The organism is Myxococcus guangdongensis (assembly GCF_024198255.1).
GTDB classification, from domain to species: domain Bacteria; phylum Myxococcota; class Myxococcia; order Myxococcales; family Myxococcaceae; genus Myxococcus; species Myxococcus guangdongensis.
The window spans coordinates 102,570-121,126 of the sequence record NZ_JAJVKW010000009.1; the positions used below are offsets into that span (position 1 = coordinate 102,570).

12 protein-coding genes and 1 pseudogene are annotated in these 18,557 nt (G+C 70.1%); 4 read left to right on the plus strand and 9 right to left on the minus strand.

The window, feature by feature from the left end; genetic code table 11:
* Positions 1-75: 75 nt before the first annotated feature.
* Positions 76-3,678, minus strand: coding sequence for an endopeptidase (locus LXT21_RS26375; protein WP_254040960.1), 3,603 nt, complete (start codon positions 3,676-3,678; stop codon positions 76-78).
* A 259-nt stretch (positions 3,679-3,937) separates the two neighbouring features.
* Complete coding sequence (locus LXT21_RS26380) at positions 3,938-5,434, minus strand: ArnT family glycosyltransferase (RefSeq protein ID WP_254040961.1); 1,497 nt, start codon at positions 5,432-5,434, stop codon at positions 3,938-3,940.
* Positions 5,435-5,604: 170 nt separating this feature from the next.
* Between LXT21_RS26380 and LXT21_RS26385 the strand changes: the two genes are divergently transcribed.
* Positions 5,605-7,203, plus strand: a complete 1,599-nt coding sequence (locus tag LXT21_RS26385) for a xylulokinase (protein WP_254040962.1) — start codon at positions 5,605-5,607, stop codon at positions 7,201-7,203.
* Between the two features lie 17 nt (positions 7,204-7,220).
* The gene (locus LXT21_RS26390; RefSeq protein WP_254040963.1) at positions 7,221-8,750 is read left to right on the plus strand and encodes a pyridoxal phosphate-dependent decarboxylase family protein; all 1,530 of its coding nucleotides are present in this window, start codon (positions 7,221-7,223) and stop codon (positions 8,748-8,750) included.
* On the opposite strand, the gene srmL is transcribed toward LXT21_RS26390, so the two are convergent.
* The 7 genes and pseudogenes from srmL to LXT21_RS26420 all read right to left on the minus strand — a co-directional run bounded on the left by srmL (position 8,738) and on the right by LXT21_RS26420 (position 14,859).
* Complete coding sequence (srmL, locus tag LXT21_RS26395; protein WP_254040964.1) at positions 8,738-9,895, minus strand: PheS-related mystery ligase SrmL; 1,158 nt, start codon at positions 9,893-9,895, stop codon at positions 8,738-8,740. The genes LXT21_RS26390 and srmL overlap by 13 nt on opposite strands.
* A 287-nt stretch (positions 9,896-10,182) precedes the next feature.
* Positions 10,183-10,920 carry a dienelactone hydrolase family protein gene (locus tag LXT21_RS26400; protein WP_254040965.1) on the minus strand — a complete coding sequence of 246 codons (738 nt, stop codon included), beginning with the start codon at positions 10,918-10,920 and terminating at the stop codon, positions 10,183-10,185.
* Between the two features lie 23 nt (positions 10,921-10,943).
* Positions 10,944-11,723 (minus strand): SitI6 family double-CXXCG motif immunity protein, encoded by a 780-nt coding sequence (gene sitI6 / locus LXT21_RS45675; RefSeq protein ID WP_407667031.1) that lies wholly within the window; start codon positions 11,721-11,723, stop codon positions 10,944-10,946.
* Positions 11,720-11,956 (minus strand): annotated as a pseudogene (locus tag LXT21_RS26405) (DUF2380 domain-containing protein); the annotation flags it as partial. The pseudogene LXT21_RS26405 and the gene sitI6, both read right to left, overlap by 4 nt.
* A gap of 58 nt (positions 11,957-12,014) precedes the next feature.
* Positions 12,015-13,190 carry an iron-containing alcohol dehydrogenase gene (locus LXT21_RS26410; protein ID WP_407667032.1) on the minus strand — a complete coding sequence of 392 codons (1,176 nt, stop codon included), beginning with the start codon at positions 13,188-13,190 and terminating at the stop codon, positions 12,015-12,017.
* Positions 13,187-13,504, minus strand: coding sequence for a putative quinol monooxygenase (locus tag LXT21_RS26415; RefSeq protein ID WP_254040968.1), 318 nt, complete (start codon positions 13,502-13,504; stop codon positions 13,187-13,189). The genes LXT21_RS26410 and LXT21_RS26415 overlap by 4 nt, the downstream gene beginning before the upstream one ends.
* A 92-nt stretch (positions 13,505-13,596) precedes the next feature.
* Complete coding sequence (locus LXT21_RS26420; RefSeq protein ID WP_254040969.1) at positions 13,597-14,859, minus strand: heparin lyase I family protein; 1,263 nt, start codon at positions 14,857-14,859, stop codon at positions 13,597-13,599.
* Between the two features lie 434 nt (positions 14,860-15,293).
* Here LXT21_RS26420 and LXT21_RS26425 point away from each other — a divergent pair, with 434 nt between their 5' ends.
* Together LXT21_RS26425 and LXT21_RS45465 are read left to right on the plus strand one after the other, a co-directional pair.
* Positions 15,294-17,546 carry an AAA family ATPase gene (locus LXT21_RS26425; RefSeq protein WP_254040970.1) on the plus strand — a complete coding sequence of 751 codons (2,253 nt, stop codon included), beginning with the start codon at positions 15,294-15,296 and terminating at the stop codon, positions 17,544-17,546.
* Positions 17,547-17,593: 47 nt separating this feature from the next.
* A complete protein-coding gene (locus tag LXT21_RS45465; protein WP_254040971.1) occupies positions 17,594-18,553 on the plus strand; it encodes a L,D-transpeptidase family protein in 960 nt (319 codons plus the stop codon).
* Positions 18,554-18,557: the final 4 nt, after the last annotated feature.

The following is an 18,557-nucleotide window of genomic DNA, read 5'->3' on the forward strand; positions in this document are numbered from 1 at the left end:
TCGTCATTCAACCCGACTGTTGCTCACCCGCGTCCCTCCGGCCTTGGCCGCGCCGGAGGGGACGGGAGGCGTCGGTCAGCGGCCGGCGGGCGCCGCGCGGCCCTGCGACGTGGTGGACTTGCCCGAGTCGGCGGAGGCCACGGCCGCGCCGACGGTGAAGACCATGTCGTCGCGATCGTTGTAGATGCCGCTGGCGCACGAGCTCGCCGTGCCGGTGAAGCGGAACTGCGGACGGATGGCGTGCGTGCCCGCCGTGTTGGCCAGGTTGAACGTGTGCGTGAGCTTCTGCACCCCGCCCGCCGGGCAGACCACGTTGGTGACCAGGGCCGTCCACGTCGGGGTGGTGGCGTTGGTCGTGTAGTACAGGTCGAAGAAGTCGGAGGAACCAGTGCTGTAGCACCACACCGTGACCTCCACCGTCACCTGCTTGCCCGCGGCGAAGGGACCCTGGTCGACCGTCTTGATGACGACGCGGTCGATGCTCTCGTCGCTGTGGTAGGTGCCCGAGGCGCCGTCCGCGCACGAGTCATTGATGGTGTTCGGCTGGTTCGGCTCGGTGCCGGAGGACAGCGTGCCGCGGCCGTTGACCAGCGTGGGGCCGGTGTCGCAGCCGCACACCGCGCCGCACGTGGGGGCCTGACGGACGGTGTCGAACGTGGCGACCGTCGGCGTGCAGACCGTGGACGTGGTGAAGCTGCGCGCGGTGCTGAACGCGCTCGTGCCGCAGACGTCCGCCGCGCGGGCCCGCCAGTAGTACGTCGTGGCGCTGTTCAGGTTCGGGGACACCGTCCAGTTGCTGGTGGTCAGTCCGGTGGCGGAGGCGGCGAGGGTGCCGAAGCCCGCGTCCGTGGAGACCTGGACCTCGTAGGTCGCCGCGCTCGGCACGTCGGCCCAGTCCAGCGCCGTGGCCGTGGCCACGCCCGTGGCGCCATCCGCCGGGGTCGCGAGCGTGGGCGCGGAGAGCGCCACGCAGCCGCGGGTGGTGAAGCTGGACGCCGTGGACCAGGTGCCCACGCCGCCGCACGAGTTGTTCGCGCGCACGCGCCAGTAGTAGGTGGTGTTCACGTTGAGCGACGGCGTCACCGTCCAGGTGCTGCCCACCAGCGAGTTGGCGGACGCCACCAGCGTGGTGAACGCGGCGCTGGTGGAGACCTGCACCTCGTACGTGGACGAGCCCGTCACGTCGTTCCAGTCCAGCACCGTGGCCAGCTCCGCGCCGGTGGCGCCGTTGGACGGCGTGGACAGGGTGGCGACGCCCGGCGCCGCGCAGACCGGCGTGGCACACGAGCAGGCGCTCGCCGCGCCGTAGCAGGCGTTGGAGGACGCGGGGACGATGGAGTAGCAGTACTCGCGGCCGTTGGCGACCTCGGTGTCCGTGTAGGTGGTGCCGGCGACGGTGGCGACCTTCGCCTTGCCGAAGTCACAGCCCATGCCCTCGGTCTTCATCACCCAGTACTCCGTCGCGCCCGCGGAGGCCGTCCAGTTGAGGGCCACCTGGCCATCACCCGGCGTCGCGGTGTGCGTGGGCGCCGCGGTGGGGCCGGACGAGCAGCCGGAGTTCACCGGGGTGATGGTGTTGCACGCGATGTTGTGACGGTTGAACGCGCTGTAGATGGCCGTCATGTGCGGCGTGCCGTCGTTCAGGTTGCCGTTGTCGTCGTCCGCCGCCAGCCACTGCATGTAGCCGTTGGTGGAGCCGCAGCCGTCGGACGTGCCGCCCGAGCAGTTGCAGGCGTGCCAGGCGCCGATGTTGCCGGAGCCCTGGTAGAACAGCTTGTTGCCGACGATGAACGCCGTGTTGGAGTCGTAGTTGAACGGCGCGGCCGTCAAATCACGAGCGACCAGGTCCCAGGCGGCCTGCCGCGCGGGCGAGGCGGCGCAGTGCACCTGCTTGCTGCAGGGGCCCGTGCCGGAGGAGCACATGGGGCACACGAAGTTCTGCGGCGTGGCCGGGGGCGCCGGCACGAGCGTCGGGGCGGACGGGGTGGCGTACAGGGCCGCGCCCCAGTCGGAGTCACGCACGCCGGAGCAGCGCGTGTCGCACCACTTGTAGCCGGAGACCTGCGACTCCTGCTGGTTGTAGCCGGAGCCGTCCGGCGTCTGGCCGCAGCCGGGGTTGGACGTGTGGAAGAAGCCGTAACCGACGCAGGAGGTCTGCAGGCGGTAGATGGCCGCGATGTCCGCGTAGCCCTCGCTGGAGCTGGACAGCGAGCCGTTGGCGTCGAAGTCATCCAGGCCGTGGCCCCACTCGTGGTCGAACACGGCGCCAATCTCACCCGTGTTCCGGCAGCCGCCGCCGCTGCGGTAGAAGTTGACGGAGGTGCCGTTCCAGAAGGCGTTGCACGTGCTGTTGATGTTCACGTTGGCGAGCAGCTGCTGCTGCAGCCACGTGTTGTTGGGCAGGTAGCCGCGGGCCTGCTCGGCCAGCTTGTTGAGCTCGTAGAAGCTGGAGCGCGACGCGGCGGTGTTGCCCGCGGACGTGCCGGCCGGCACGGTGCAGTCGTGGTCATTGTTCACGCCGCCCAGGGCGATGTTGCCCGTGGTGGAGCTGACGTTGACGGCGCCGCAGCTGTCGGACACGCGGACGTAGCGGCCGGCGAGCGACGTGGTGACGGTGCCGGAGCTGTAGGCGAAGATGCCGGCGCCGTCCGTGAAGTTGTTCGGCGAGGCCAGGCCCGTGTTCGCCCAGGGCATGGGCGAGTTGGGCTTGATGGTGCCGCACACGGTGTTGTCCGCGCACGTGCCGATGTTCGTGGACGGGTAGATGCCGCCGTTGATCTGCGCGTCGAAGTAGTGGTTGTCGTCCTCGATGGCGAGCGTCTCGCCCGAGTTCGCGTCCACCGTGACCTTCCAGCGCTGGTGGCCGTCCGGGTCCTGGAACCCGTAGGCGTAGACCAGCTGGTGCTTGTAGCCGGTGCCCACGGCGCCGGCGAAGGACTCACCCTCCGGCGCGACGGGGGCGATCTCCAGCGTGGGCTGCTGCCACAGGCCCTGGGGGCTGGTGTTCAGGCCCACGAAGCCGTTGCCGGCGACCAGCGCGTCACCGGCCGACAGCGCCGGGCGGGTCTCGATGCCCACCGTCGCCCACGCCTCGGTGCCGACGAGCACGAGGTTGCCGTGGCTGATGGTGGCCGCGATGCGCGCGTGGCGCACCGGGATGCCGTTGACCACCTGGCCGATGTGCACCTGCCAGAGGTTGTCGTTGATCTTCGTGACGCGCGGCGCGCTCATCTGCATCACGTCGAGGTTGAAGGCGGCCTGGTTGTCCGCGATGTACTTGAACACCAGGTCCCCGACGACGGACTCGTCCACCTCCGCCACGGAGCGGCCGATGGCCTCGCGCACGCTGTCGAGCGTGACGCGGTTGCGCACGCCCTTGCCGGGGATGATGGGGTAGACACCCTCGACGCCCGACGGCGTTCCGGTGCGAGGGTCGATGTGGACGCGGAAGTCCTTCCCGTTGCGCTTGAAGAAGTCGTCCCAGCCGCCCACCGCCGCCTTGTCCAGCGTCTGCTGGGCCTGCTGCAGCGGCATGTTCTGGATGGGAAGGTAGAACTCCGGCTTGAAGAAGGCCTTGTCTGCGACGGCGCTCGGTCCTGCCTGGGGGGGCTGGACCGCCCAGCTCGTCCCTGACAGGAGCAAGGCAAGACATGCTGCTGACACCTGGGTGTGGCGCATGCGGTTCTCCTCTATGGGGGTCCCGAGGGGCGGACCCCGAAGGCTCCGGAGCGGAGCCCGCAGACGCCTTACTGATGCCCCGCAGAAAATTGAATATGGCTTATTCCCAGAGATTCGTTCCAAACAGGTTCTCTATGAAAAACGCGGGGTAGAAGTGTTCACTGCCCAATATTTTGGCGCACCCTAAGTGAATACCCCTATGGCGCTGGGGACGTATTTGTGCCACTTCACTCAAATTTTATTGACAGGTTGTTCTGGCTTACTTCGGCCAGATGCGCACCCAGTCGTCCTGGATGAGCTTGCCGCTGGTGCGGTCCGTGCTGCCGCTGGCCATGAAGCCGCGCGGTGCGCCGAGCGCGAGCGCCCCGGCCTCCACCCACAACAAGAGCAGCAGGATTCCTGCGGCTGCGGGCACGCGCAGGGCGAGCGCGGGCCTTCGCGCGGTGAGCGCGACGAGGGGCAGGAGGAGCAATGGAATCAGCGCGGGGAAGATGGTGAGCAGGCCGCGCGTGTAGCCGAAGAAGGCGGCGGTGATGAGCGCCCGGTGCAGGACGACGAGCGACAGCAGGCTGAAGTCACGCCAGCGGGGCGTCACGGACAGCAGGACGCCCGCGAGCAGCAGCGCGACGAGCAGCCACTTGAGCCCGCCACCCTCGGGGACGAAGAGGTCCACGGGAGCGCGCGAGCCGCTCAGGCCCGAGGGCAGGTTGGACGCGCCCAGGCCCAGGCTCAGTCCATCCAGCCAGCGGCCCAGCTTGGCGCTCCACAGCCGCGCGGCGTCGGCGGGGTGCTCGCGCATCCACGACAGGCCCACCGCGTAGCCGTGCAGGAGCAGGTGGCGCTGGGCGGTGTTGGCCACGTCCAGGTGGCCGTCCTGGCCCAGCTGGTTGACGGAGTCCGGGGTGAAGCCGCCGGTGGCGCCCGCATGGTTCGCCATGGCGAAGTTGATGGGGCCGTACACGGTGACGGGCGCCAGGACGGGCAGGGGCTCCAGCGAGGGCGTGCTCGCGTTGAGGTCCTGGAGCACGCGCGCGTTGCGCAGGGCCCAGGGGGCGAGCACCAGCGCGGACACGAGCACCGCGGCGCCCCAGCGCGTGGCCAGTGACTTCAGCGGCGTGGAGCCCCGGTACAGCCAGGCCCACGCGAGGAAGAAGGGCCACAGGTACAGGTGCTCGGCGCGGGTGAGTGAGCCCAGGCCCATGGCGAGCCCCAGCAGCACGGCGCCGACGGGCGTGGGCCCCGCGCGGTGGCGCAGCACGAGCGCGAGCGTGGCGGTGAGGAAGAAGGCGTAGAGCACTTCGTTGCTGTACGTGGTGGACAGCACCAGCCAGCCGAAGCTCGCGGCGAACAGGCCCGCGCCGACGAAGCTCCACGCGGTGCCCAACAGGCCCCGCCACCACGTCCACGACAGCGCCACGGTGCCAGCGCTGAGCGCGGCCAGGCACAGCTTGTACGGATAGGCGTTGCCCTGGGGCTCGCCCAGCACGCGGTAGAGCAGGCCCAGCAGCCACGGGAACAGGGGCGGGTGGTAGGGCAGGGTGGCGGAGCTCGCGAGGCCCCGGGCGTGCTCGAGCGCGTACGTGTGGAAGAAGCGCGAGTCGCCGTAGAAGAAGATGGAGAAGGGCCAGGCTCGGTCCGGCGCGGACTGCAGATACAGCCAGCGCAAGAGCAGGCTGAGTGAGAACGTCACCGCGACACCCAGGGCCATCGGGTGTCGCTGCCACAGCTCCCGCGCGCTGACGACGAACCGGCGCATGCCACCCCCAGGGAAGGTGGGCACGCTAGCACCAGGTCCGGGGGCGGGGCCCGTCGTTCAGAAAAGCGCCCTTGCCTCGACTTGTGGATGGCAAGCGGCACGACGCGCTTCCTAGAGTCCGGCCCGCCGTCGTGCTCGGGCGGCTCCCCCATTCCGGCTCGGAGGGCCGAGTGTCCCACGCAGGTGACAAGTCCATCCTGGCCATCGACCTGGGCACCTCCGCCGTGAAGCTGGCGGTCGTCACGCTGCGCGGGCGCATCCTCGGGGGCGAGGTGGAGCCGCTGGCGTTGGATTTGTTGCCGGACGGCGGCGCGGAGCAGGACCCGGAGGCGTGGTGGAGCGCCATCGTCCGGGGCACGCGCAGGCTGCTCGAATCGGGGGCGGTGTCGGCGCGCGACATCATCGGCGTCAACTGCAGCTCGCAGTGGTCCGGCACGGTGGCGGTGGATGCGCAGGGCACGCCGCTGCGGCCGGCGCTCATCTGGATGGACTCGCGCGGGGCGCCGCACGTGAAGCGGGTGGCGGGGGGGCTGGTGCCCATCGAGGGCTATGGCGTCACGCGGCTCTTCCAGTGGATCCGCCTGACGGGCGGCGTGCCGAGCCTCTCCGGGAAGGACCCGGTGGGCCACATCCTCTACCTCCAGGCGGAGCACCCGGACGTCTACCGCGCGACGTACAAGTTCCTGGAGCCCAAGGACTGGCTCAACCTGAAGCTGAGCGGGCGCTTCGCGGCGTCGTACGACTCCATCACCTTGCACTGGGTGACGGACAACCGGGCGCTGGGCCGCGTCGACTACGACGCGGGGCTCTTGCGCATGTCGGGGCTGCACCGCGAGAAGCTGCCGGACCTGGTGCCCGCCGCGAGCGTGCTGGGGCCGCTGAGCGCTCGGGCCGCGAGCGAGCTGGGGTTGAGCGAGGATGTGCGCGTGGTGTCGGGCGCGCCGGACATCCTCGCCGCGGCGGTGGGCTCGGGCGCGGTGCGCGACTTCGAGGCGCACCTGTGCGTGGGCACGTCGTCCTGGTTGTGCTGCCACGTGCCGTACAAGAAGTCGGACCTGTTCCACCAGATGGCGTCCGTGCCGTCCGCGCTGCCGGGGCGCTACCTGCTCGCCAACGAGCAGGAGTCCGCGGGCATCTGCCTCACCTTCCTCAAGGACAACATCCTGTACGGCCAGTCGGGTCGGCCCGAGGGACAGGAGGAGGACTCCGCGGAGGTGTACCGGTTGATGGAGCGCGAGGCGAGCCAGGTCCCCGCCGGGAGCGACAGGCTCATCTTCCTGCCCTGGCTCAACGGGGAGCGCAGCCCGGTGGACGACAAGTCGCTGCGCGGCGGGTTCTTCAACCAGTCGCTGAAGACGACGCGGGCGCACCTGGTGCGCGCGGTGATGGAGGGCGTGGCCTTCAACTCGCGCTGGCTGTTCACCTACGTGGAGCAGTTCGTCGGGCGCAAGCTGGAGTCGCTGCGCATCATCGGCGGAGGGGCGCGCTCCGCGCTCTGGTGTCAGATTCACGCGGACGTGTTGGGCCGCTCCATCCAGCAGGTGGACGAGCCGGTATTGGCCAACGCGCGCGGGGCGGCGTTCCAGGCGGCCGTGGCGTTGGGGGAGCTGACGGTGGAGGAGCTCCCCTCGCTCGTCCCCGTCGCTCGGACCTTCGAGCCGGACCCCGCGAACCGCGCGCTGTACGACGAGCTGTTCCGCGAATTCGTCAACATCTACAAGAGCAACAAGGCCATCTTCGCGCGGCTCAACCGCGCGCGAAGCGCCTGAAGGCCCAGGAGCCGCGCATGGCATTGCCCGACCCCAAGTCGTTGAACCTGCTGAACCACGTCCCGCCCCGCCTGCTGTCGGCGGCCGAGCGCTACCTGAAGGCGGTGCCGCTGGTTCGCGACCTGCTCTCCAAGGAGACGGACACGCTCCTGTCGGAGCTGGAGGGAGGGCTCAAGCCGTACCGGGGCAAGATGCCCGCGTTCGACCGGTTGCCGGTGACGGGGCGCGCGCGCGAGGAGGTGCTGCGCGAGCTGCAGGCGCTGGAGTCGCAGGAGGAGGAGCGCTGGCGCGACGGCAAGGTGTCCGGCGCCGTGTACAACGGCGACTCGGAGCACATCGACTTCCTCAACCGGGTCTACGCGCTGCATTCGCAGAGCAACCCGCTGCACGCGGACCTGTGGCCGAGCGCCACCAAGTTCGAGGCCGAGGTCGTCGCCATGGCCGCGACGATGCTGGGGGCGGACGCGGCCAACGCGGGGCGTCCGGCCTCCGAGCATGTCTGCGGCTCCATGTCCTCGGGTGGCACCGAGAGCATCATGCTCGCGGTCAAGACGTATCGGGACTGGGCGCGGGAGACGAAGGGCATCTCGAAGCCGGAGATGGTGGCGCCCTCCAGCGCGCACCCGGCCTTCGACAAGGCGGCGCACTACTTCGGCGTGAAGATGGTGCGCGTGCCGGTGGGGGCGGACTACCGCGCGGACGTGGCCGCGACGAAGAAGGCGATCACGCGCAACACCATCGTGCTCATCGGCTCCGCGCCGGGCTTTCCCCACGGCGTCATCGACCCGATTGCCGAGCTGTCCGAGCTGGCGCGCAAGAAGCGCATCGGCTTCCACACCGACGCGTGCCTGGGCGGCTTCGTCCTGCCCTTCGCGAGGAAGCTGGGGCGCGAGGTGCCGCCGTTCGACTTCCGGCTGCCGGGCGTGACGTCGATGTCCGCGGACACGCACAAGTTCGGATACGCGGCGAAGGGGTCGTCGGTGGTGTTGTACCGGGGCACCGAGCTGCGCTCGCACCAGTACTTCACCGCCACCGAGTGGCCCGGCGGCATCTACTTCTCGCCCACGTTCTCCGGCAGTCGTCCCGGCGCGCTCATCGCGGTGGCCTGGGCGTCGCTGGTCAGCATGGGGGAGCAGGGCTATCTGGAGGCCACGCGCCGCATCCTCGAGACGGCGGATACGATCAAGCAGGGCATCCGCGCCATCCCCGAGCTGCACGTGCTGGGAGACCCGCTGTTCGTCATCGCGTTCGGCTCCGAGTCGGTGGACATCTTCAAGGTGATGGAGCGGCTGGGGGAGCAGGGGTGGAGCCTCAACGGGCTGCACAAGCCCGCGGCGGTGCACCTGTGTGTGACGTTGCGGCACGCGCAGCCGGGCGTGGCGGAGCGCTTCCTGTCGGATTTGCGCGCCGCCGTGGAGCACGTGAAGGCGAACCCCGGCGAGAAGGGGACGATGGCACCCGTCTACGGCATGGCCGCCGCCGTCCCCTTCCGTGGCCTCGTGAGCGACTTGCTCAAGAAGTACATGGACCTGCTCTACAAGGTCTGAGGCGCTCTGGGGCGTGGGCGCGCGGCCCACTCCCACGTGGTCCCCTGGTGCAGCGTGGCGTAGATGTCGTCGCGCAGCTCGTTGCACTCGTCATGGGTGAGGGTGCGCTCCAGGGAGCGCAGCACCACGCGCAGCAGGACGTTCTTCTGGTCCGGTCGGAGGGCCAGGCGCTTCACCGCGTTGGGGTGGAGCTCGGTGTAGGGCGTCTGGCTCACCACCTCGACGCTCTCCACCAGCTCCGCTCGCGCGCCGAGCGTGGCTCGGACGGCGTCGCCCAGCTCCTCCGCCGTGCGTTGCGCGTCGAGCACCAGCGACATGTCCCGGCGCACCGCGGGCATGGAGGACACGGGCTGATAGGGCGTCAGGTCCAACAGCTGTGTGGCGATGCGTGCGTCGGTGGAGCGCAGGAGCCGGATGTCATCCAGGCCCTTGCGCAGCATGAGGATGCGGTCGAGTCCCAGTCCCATGGCGAGTCCGGTGACGGGGCCTGCCTCCAGGCCGCTCTCGGCGAGGAGGGCGGGGAGCGCGAGGCCGCACTCGCCGATCTCCACCCAGTCGTCACCGTCGCGGACGTCGACCTGCAGGCCGTCCGTCGTGTACGGGTGCACGGCGTCGGTGAGCTTCAGCTCGCGTCCGGGGAGGAGTGCCTGCACCACGGTGGCAATCATCTGGCGCAGGTCCTGGGAGGTGAGGGGCGGGCCGCGACGGATGCGCCACAGGTCCATCTGGTGGGGCTCTCCGGTGTGGAGCCGGTCGATGCAGTCGCGTCGGTAGACGAGGCCGGGACAGGCGACGAGTACGTCCTCGGGAGGGGAGGCGGCGAGGCGGCGCAGCACGCCGGGAATCATGGCGGAGGTCTGCGAGCGCAGGAGGGCGGTGTCGCAGACGTAGCGGGTGTAACGCGCGTCGCGGGCGACGCCTCCGGGTGGGTAGTGGAGGCGGTCGTAGTTGTCGGCGATGGAGACGACGGGGCTCTGGCGATGCGTCAGCACCTCGCAGTGCCAGGCGCCGCGCAGGGCTTCGAGCGCGGAGGCGACCAGGAGCTGGAGGGCGTGGGGGCCCGTGGCGGGGTCGGTCAAATCACGGACGGACAGGGCGCGCCGAAGCTCCTCGGCGCTGAGGACGATGATGGGAAGGGACGACATGGGGAAGACCTCTCGAAAGCGAACGGGAAACGCAGCGGTCTCCGGCACGCCGAGCGAGGAGTCCGCCAGGCGTCACCGGCCTCGGATGCCCCCCCGGCGGCTCCGGGTGGGCGTCGCGCCAGACGGCGTTTCGCCAACGAGAGGTGCGTGCACGCTCAGGGCAGCACGGCCTCCCGACACCCGAAGGGGGCCGGGGGGCGGCTAAATCGACGAGCGATCACGACGCGAACCATGGATGTACGAATAGCGCTCCCGCGATTTCCTGGCAAGAGCGCCTCGGGTTCGACTCACTTCGCCAGCGTGCGTCCCAGGACGTCGAGCAGCTCGCGCCAGTGCTCCTCGGAGGCTTCGGGCTGATAGGCGGCCGAGTCCTCCACCGCGTAACCGTGGCGTGCTCCCACGTGGAGTCGTGACTGGTGTCGCACTCCGGCGGCCTTCAGCGCGGCTTCCAGTCGCTGGATGGCGTCCGCCGGCATGGAGGCGTCCTGGTCCGCGTGGCCGAAGACGAGCTCGCCCTTCACATCGCCCACGCGCAGGTGGGGACTGTCCGGCGCGTCCGTCGCGAGCCTGCCTCCGTGGTTGGATACCGCCGCCGCGATGGTGTCTGGGAAGTCCGCCGCCAGTCGCACGGCGATGCCTCCACTCATGCAATACCCGGCCACGCCGACCTTGGGGCTGCGCACCTGGGGAAGCTGCGCGAGGAAGTCCAGCTCCGCCCCGCCATCGATGCGCTGCCGCTCTGGCGTCAGCGTGGCGATGAGCGCGTAGATTCGCTTGCGAAAGGCCTCGTCCGCGAAGGAGCCGTTCAGGTCCAGGGAGGAGGCGCGCCCCTCGCGATAGAAGACATTGGGCAGCAGCACGACGTAGCCCGCGTCCGCGAGCCGCTGGGCCATGTGCTCGAAGGCGGGGCGGATGCCCATCGCGTCCGTGAGCAGCAGCACGGCGGGCCAGGGGCCGCGTCCCGCGGGCTGGAACAGCTTCGCGTCCATCGTTCCATCAGGTGTGTCCAGGTCGATGTCTTCCATGAGGTTCCTCGCGGGGCTGAAGGCTATACGTCTGAAGGGGCGCGCCGGATGACGATGCCTACTCCATTGGGGTTCAGAGATTTGGGAGTCTGGAAGTTCGGAGGTCTGGATGTTCCGATGGGAGTCAGCGTGACGTCGCTATCCCCCAGGTCGTTGATGCGGTCTGCCATCCGCCCGCTCACGATGACCAAGGTTGCCGCATCCATGAGCCGGAAGGCATCCGTATCGGCTGGGATTGAGGCTGCGTCGAGCCAGTAGTGTTGGGGGAGCAAGCCTCCGTTCCGTCCACACACCGCACAAGGTGTTTCCCGGCCCGACTGTGTGCATTCGGGCGCGAGCCGACCGAGGGGGGCGAGATGAACCTCCGCGATGCGCGGAGACGGGGAACTTCGGAGCTGTGGCCAGACGTAGGTGAGGTTGAGTCCGGACAGGGTGCGGAGGGCATCCTCTCGGACAAGCAGAGAGGCGATGTCCACGAGCGTGACCGGGCCCCACTTTCCCCGCGCGGAGCCCACGAGTGGCCCGAATCCGGTTCCCGGCTCGAGGTGCGCGCCAGGTGGGCTGTACGGGCGCACCAGCTCGAGGAGGCGCGAGTATTCGGGCCAGTGCTCGGGGCGGGCCTCCTCCAACTCGTGGGCCTCGGGGAGTTCCGAGAGGTCTACGGCTGGATACTCGAGCACGCCGCTCCATGTCGCGTGGCATCCCGGGCAGTCCTCGATGCCGGGGAGCGACCAGCGCCTGTTGGCTCTGAGGGCGCCGCTCCAATGGGGCGCCGGGCTGCTCTGTACCTCGTAGTAGGTCATGGAGAGGGAGGGGATGGAGGCAGGCTCCAGCTCTGCCAGTAGGTCATGGGCAGTCCGAAGAGCTTGTAGCGCTGAATCATCCGGCTGGCCTGCTCGAAGTGTTCGGCCTTCGTCGCGCGTCCTTGGGTGCGCGTCCGCCATTCCTTCCACTCGGTATTCCACGGCCCGCGCTCCGCCTCGCGATGGAGCCTCGCGTGTACTTGCGCGTCCATCATCAGGGTCCACTCATGGACTCATCGCTCCATCCGGTGTCTCGATGTCTTCCATGGCGTTCCTCGTGAAGGACGAGGGCTACAGCGCACGGGTGGCGATCTGCGTGAGTTCCGCGTCGGTGAGGGGCAGCGGGTTGGCCTTCATGCTGCTCGCGGCTCTCGCCTTCATCACCAACTCCGGCACGCGCTCCAGCGTCAATCCATAACGAGCAAGGCCAGGGATGCGCAGCGCTTCTCGCAGCGACTCCACCCATTCGAGGGCATCCTCGGCGCTCGCGCCCTCGCGGCCCGTGAGCAGCGTCGCCAGCTCCCGGTAGCGCGGCAACGCCGGGTGCTCCGGGGCTCGCTCCCGCAACGCACGCAGGTTGGTCTCGAGCACCGCGGACAGCAGGGCCGCGCAGACCGCCCCATGCGGCGCATCGAACATGCCTCCAAGCGGCGCCGCGAAGCCATGCACCGCCCCCAACCCCGAATTGGCCAGACACAGCCCGCCGAAGAGGCTGGCCAGCGCCAGGTCCTCGCGAATCTCCGCATCCGGCGCCGACGAGAGCACGGCCCGGCGCAGCGAGCGCGCGGACCGGCGCAATCCCTCGCGGGCCAGCGCATCCGTGAGCGGATTGGCGCGCGCGGAGAGAAACGGCTCGATGAGCTGCGAGAGCGCATCCATGCCGCTGGACGCGAGCACCGACGGCGGCGCGCCGATGAGCAGGTCCGGGTCCACCAGCGCCACGCGCGGCAGCAGCTGCGGTCCTCGCAGGCTGGCCTTCACCTGCGCCTCCTTGGACCCCAACACCGCGTTGCGAGTGACCTCCGACCCCGTGCCCGCGGTGGTGGGAATCGCCACGAAGGGGAGGGACGCCCGGGTGAGCGGCTGTCCCCGACCGATGACCTCCAGGTAGTCGAGCGGGTCTCCCCCTTGCGTCGCCAGCGCCGCGAGCGCCTTGCCCGCGTCGAGCGCGCTGCCGCCTCCCAGCGCCACCACCGCGTCACAGCGCCCCTCCGCGAGCACCGACAGCCCACGCCGCACCAGCTCCACCGTGGGCTCGCCCTCCACCGAGAACGTGCTCACCACCAGCCCCTGGGCCTCCAGCGCCGTCTGAAGCCCGCGCGCACGCTCGGGGTTGCTCCCCGTGACGAGCAACACGCGCTCCGCGCCCAGTCCACGCACCAGCGCGGGCGCCTCCGACAACCTGCCCGGCCCGAAGAGGATCCGCGTGGCGGTGGCGAACTCGAAGACCGTGGGCCCCGCCGTCACCACCCGGCGTCCTCGGGGAACAGGTTCACGTACTTCCGACTGGTGCGCGGCTCCGCCATCATCGGCGCCACCGCGTCGCGCCAGCGCAGGTAGTGCGCGGTGTCCTTGTGCGCGGCGGGCGCCTCCGCGCTCCGGTACACCTCCACGAGCACGAAGCGCGTGGCGTCCTCGCTGTCCTGGATGACATCGAAGCGCGCCACCCCGGGCTCCTTCACGCTCTCACGCGCGTTGGCCAGGGTGGCTTCCCGGAAGGCTTCCACGTGCTCGGGCTTCACGTGGACATGGACATGGACGACCCGCAGGCTGTTGGGCATGCCCCGAAACTACTCCGGGCCCGGGCCGCGTGGGGACGCGACCGGGGCCCGGAGCTTGAAACGGTGTGGGGTGCCTTACAGCCGTCCCCGGACTACCGCGCCTTGATGATGGCCGTGGGGTTCAGCACGTCCTCGAGCTTCCGGGCCATCACCCAGCCATCGTGGTAGACGATGCCGGTGGGGGAGATGGTGTCGTTCCGGTACAGGCCGATCTTCAGGTAGTTCACCTGGTTCTTGTACTGCGTCGCGATGTAGCGCTTGGGCAGCACCAGCTTGCCGTCCACGTACAGCTCCACGAAGCCCACCTTCGCGTCCGCCGACCAGCGCACGTGGAAGATGAAGTCCATCCACTTGGCGCGCACCAATGGCGCCCGCCAGACGATGGTGCCCGGGTTGCCGCCGATGTTCAGGCGCACTTCATTGCCGTAGACGTAGAACTCCACCGGCGGCGAGCCGCCCACCGTGTCGCTCTCCTGGTGCCACTGGGTGAACAGCTGCCACGTGTTCACGTTGGGGAACGTGGAGTCGAACATCGTGCTCCAGCGGTAGTAGTACTCGGAGCCCGACGGCTCCATCGTCATCCGCACCAGCTCGTTGCGGTTGCCGCTGGAGTTGATGGGGTCATCGCCCTTCCGCACCGTGGCCTTGAGCGCGTAGCCACCCTGACGCTTGGGCGAGGACACCAGCGCCAGCCGGTCCGCGCTCACCATCTGCGCGCGCGTCCATTGGGTGCGGTCTCCCGTCTCGAAGTCACCCACCCACACCACGCTGTTGCCGGTGGTGGGCGGCTGCGTCGGCGGCGGGGACGTCACGGTGCTGCCGCAGGCGCGGGCCTCCGCGATGGACGCCCAGTCGTTCACGGTGTTGCCCATGACGGTGATGCGCACCCGGCGCGCCGACGTGGTGCCGAAGGAGTACGTCTGCGCGGCCGTCTGCAGCGCGCTCGTGCCGCTGTAGACCTGCGTGTACGTGTAGCCATCCGGCGACACCGACACCGTGAAGGTGTTGGCGCGGGTGTTACCCTCGTGCCAGGCCACGGTGACGCCGGAGACCGACTTGACGGAGCCCAGGTCGTAGTCGATCCACGCGCCCTTGCCGAGCATGCTCCAGCGCGTGTCGAGCCGGTCATCCATCGTGTTGGCCGGCACGTTGCCGTCGTTGCCCTTGGCGATGACGGAGGTGGCGGTGAGCTGCGTGCAGTTGGAGGCGGTCAGCGCGGCGGCGGAGACGGACGTCGCGAACGCGGTGGCCTCCTCGCCCGAGGGGGCCTCACCCAGCTCATTGTAGTCCTGGGGACCGCACGCGGTGGCGCCAAGGCCGAGCAACGCTCCGGCCAGCAGAAGAGACTGCTTCATGTGGATACCTCTGGGGGATTCAAAAACAGACAGACGGGGAGTGTGTCCGGCGACGTCTCACGACGGGCCGGCGATTGATTTCAGTTGCGGGGCTTCTCCAAGGTCACGGCGGGGGTTCGCCGCGTTGCAGCGGAGGACAACCATCGCCTCATTTTATTTCGTATTCAACAGTTCTCGTCGAGCCTGCCTGCTGGGCAGGAAACGCAGCGCGCATACTCGGGGTGTGGGTCTGGGCGATGGTGTTGGAAATGTCTGGCATTGGTGGCGAGCCAGCGCGGGCCGTGAGGGGATGCGCATACATCCAGCGGGGGCGTGCGTGCGTGCGGTGGCCTGGAGGGCAGGTCCACAGGCGAATTCAATACAGACGCACAGCCCCCGGGCGCGAGGCGCCTGAAGGGCGGGTGGCGTTAGAGGTTCGGGCTCTGGAGGTGCTCATGACCGCGTCGTCGGGCGTGTGCCTGGCCTGTGGGACACGACTTTCCCCGGGTCTCTCCACGTGCCCGCGTGCGCTCCTGCTCGCGCCCCTGGCGGGTGGGGTGCGCCGCTGGGGGCTCGGCTCCTGTCGGCCGCCGCTGGTGGGGCGGGTGGCGCACCTGGAGCGACTGAAGTGGTGCGCCGAGGAGGCTCGACGAGGGCTGGGACGGGCCGTCTGGTTGGTGGGAGAAGAGGGCATCGGCAAGTCCAGGCTGAAGGACGCGCTGGTGGAGTCGCTTTCCACGCACCGCTTCGACGTCTGGGAGGGCAGTGGGCGGGCCCTTCCGGGGACTCCGGCGGGGCCGCTGCTGGACCTGCTGGACGCCACGCGCTCACTGCGGCCGGTGGCGGGGGTGGGGCGCATGTCGAGCGCCGAGGCGGAGCGGGTGGCGCGGTGGCTGGAGGGGCGGGAGTGGCGGGGCGTGCCCGCGAGCCTCGCCGCCGAGAGCATCGCGTTGCTCGACGCGCTCTGCCATGCGCTGCTGCCGCATCGGACCCCGCGCGTCCTCGTCCTGGAGGACTGGCAGCACGCGGATGGTCTCAGCCGGGCGATGCTCGAGGTGCTGGTGACGCGGTTGGCGCATGCGCCGGTGCTGGTGCTCGTGCTGGAGCGCACGGAGGCGTCCGTGCCAGCCCCGGCGGAGGTGCTGGAGGTGGGACCGCTGAGCGCGCGCGAGGCCGCGGCGCTGGTCGCCACGCGCCTGGCTCCGGGCCTGCCCCGGGAAGCCCTGCTGCGCGTGGGGGCCGGACATCCGCGCCAGTTGTTGCAGGCGCTCGCGCTCCACGAGGAGTCCCCGTTGGAGCCGCTGCCCGCGACGGCGGACCAGGTGGTGTCCGACCGGTTCCTGGCGTTGTCGGACGCGCGGCGCGAGGCGCTGCGGGTGAGCGCGGTGTTGGGACCCTGCTTCCCCCGGGCGGTGCTGGGCGCGCTCGTGGGGGGCTTCGCGTCGCTCTCGGGGCTGGAGTCGGGGGGGTGGCTCACGCCCGTCGCGGGAGGGCGCTACGCGAGCGCGGCGCGGGCGCCAGGGCTGGAGGCGACGTTCACGGAAGCGGAGCGGGTGGCGCTCCACGCGCGCGTGGCGGAAGCCTACGAGGCCCTCTCCGAGGAGACGCGTCGGCGCACGTGCGCGGAGGTGGCGCGTCACTGGCTGGCGGCGAAGCGGCCGGAGCGCGCGCTGCCGCACCTGCTGGAGGTCGCCGGGTGGAACCTGGCCGCGCTGGAGCCTGCCGCCGCGCTGGAGGTGTACCGCTTCGCGCTGGAGGTGTCCTCGCGGTTGTCGTTGGAGTCCGCGCGCCAGTGGGGACGGGTGTTGTGGGAGCGGATGGGGGATGCCCACCGGCTGGCCGGGGAGCGCGTGGAGGCGGAGTCCGCGTGGCGCATCGCCCTGTCCCTCGACGAGGTGGGGGGAAATGGGGGGACGGCCGAGCGGCTCCAGTGCTTGAGCAAGCTGGTCTCGGTGGTGTTGTCGCTGGAGCGCCACGAGGAGGTGGTGGCGCTGGGCGAGCTGGGCGTCGTGGAGGAGGCGTCCGAGGCGGCGCTCGTCGCCGGCGCTTCGTTGGACGCGCTGTCCGCGCTCGCGCTGTGCTGGTTGGGCCGCTTCACCGAGGCGGAGGCGCGGCTGGGGAGCGCGCGCGCCCGGCTGCTCCAGGTGCCGGGCCAGGAGGGCGTGGGCCGGGCGAGCGCGGAGGCGTCCCTGCACCGCGCCATGGGGATGCTGCTGATGCGGCAGGGGCGTCCGGAGCAGGCCACGGTGGAGTACGCGGCGGTGCTGCGCTGGACGGACCGCTCGGGGGACACGTGGGAGCACTCCACGGCGCTGTTCAACCTGGGGGATGCCTACGCGCGCTCGGGGGACCGTGAGCGCGCGGTGCACTACTTCCAGCTCGCACTGGACTCGAAGGCTCGCACGGGGGACCGGGGCGGCATGGCGTACACGCACCATGGCCTCGCGCTCTTGCACAGCCAGGCGGACGCGCCGGAGCTGGCGAAGGAGGACGCCGTCCGGGGACTCCAGCTCGCGGGGATGCTGGGAGACCGGAAGCTGAAGTCGCTCTTGCGCTGTGCCCTGGGGCGCGCCCACCTGCGGCTGGGAGAGCGCGAGGAGGCCGCGCGACAGCTGCGACTGGCCGCGCAGGACGCCGCCGCGGCGAATGCCCACCCGGAGCTGCTCCAGGCCCAGGCGGCCTTGCGCGCGCTGGAGGCCCGGCGCTGAGGAGGGGGTTGACGGAACCGTCGGCGCGGCCCGAGTGTCCAGGGCACGTGCCTCGATTCGTGCTCCGTCATGGCTGGCTCCTGTCGTGCCTCGTGGTGGCCCTGGTCGGCCCGCGCGCCCTCGCCGAGGCTCCGGATGTCTTCGAGGCCTGGCTGCGTCCGGCCCACGCTCTCGCGGACGGGTTCGAGGCGTGGACGGACCTGGGCGGCACGAAGCCGGGCGCCCAGGCGCGTGCCCTGGCGCGAGGCCGCGTGGTGGAGGCCGCGGGCGAAAGTGTCACCCTGGAACATCTGTATCACGAGAACCATGAGCTCCTGCGCGTGCGCGCCGTGTACTCGGGGCTGACGTCGGTGACACTGCGTCCCGGAGACGGGGTGTCACGCGGGCGGGAACTCGGACGCGTCGGACCGAAGGCCTCGGTGGTGTTGCACACGGACCGGAAGCTGTCTCCGGCGGAGGCCCGGCGCTTCACGCGCGAGCGGGCGCGCCTGCCGCAGCCCTTGGACGAGCCCGTGCTGGTGCTCATCTCGCATGCGCAAAACCAGCTCCGGTTGTACGCGCGAGGGGTCGAGCAGGCGCGGGTGGAGGTGGGGTTCGGCCAGGGCGAGGGGCCCAAGCAGGAGCGAGGCGACAACCGCACGCCCGTGGGCATGTACTTCATCGTGCAGACGGTGCGCGGGAACATCACCGGGCCGTACTCGGCCTATTACGGGGGCCACTGGCTGCGGGTGAACTACCCGAACCCGTGGGACGCGAGCCGGGGCGTGAAGCACGGGTGGCTCACGGAGAAGGCGCGCGAGAAGATTGCCCGCGCGTGGACGGCGCGTGAGGCGACGGACGCGAGCACCCGGTTGGGCAGCGGCATCGGTTTCCACGGCTGGTCGGGGGAGTGGTCCCTGGAAGAGAGCGGCGGGCGGCTGTCCTGGGGCTGCGTCGTGTTCCACCCGGGTGACATCACCACGCTGTACGAGCGGATGCCCAAGGGCACCATGGTGGTCCTCTTCTAGCCTT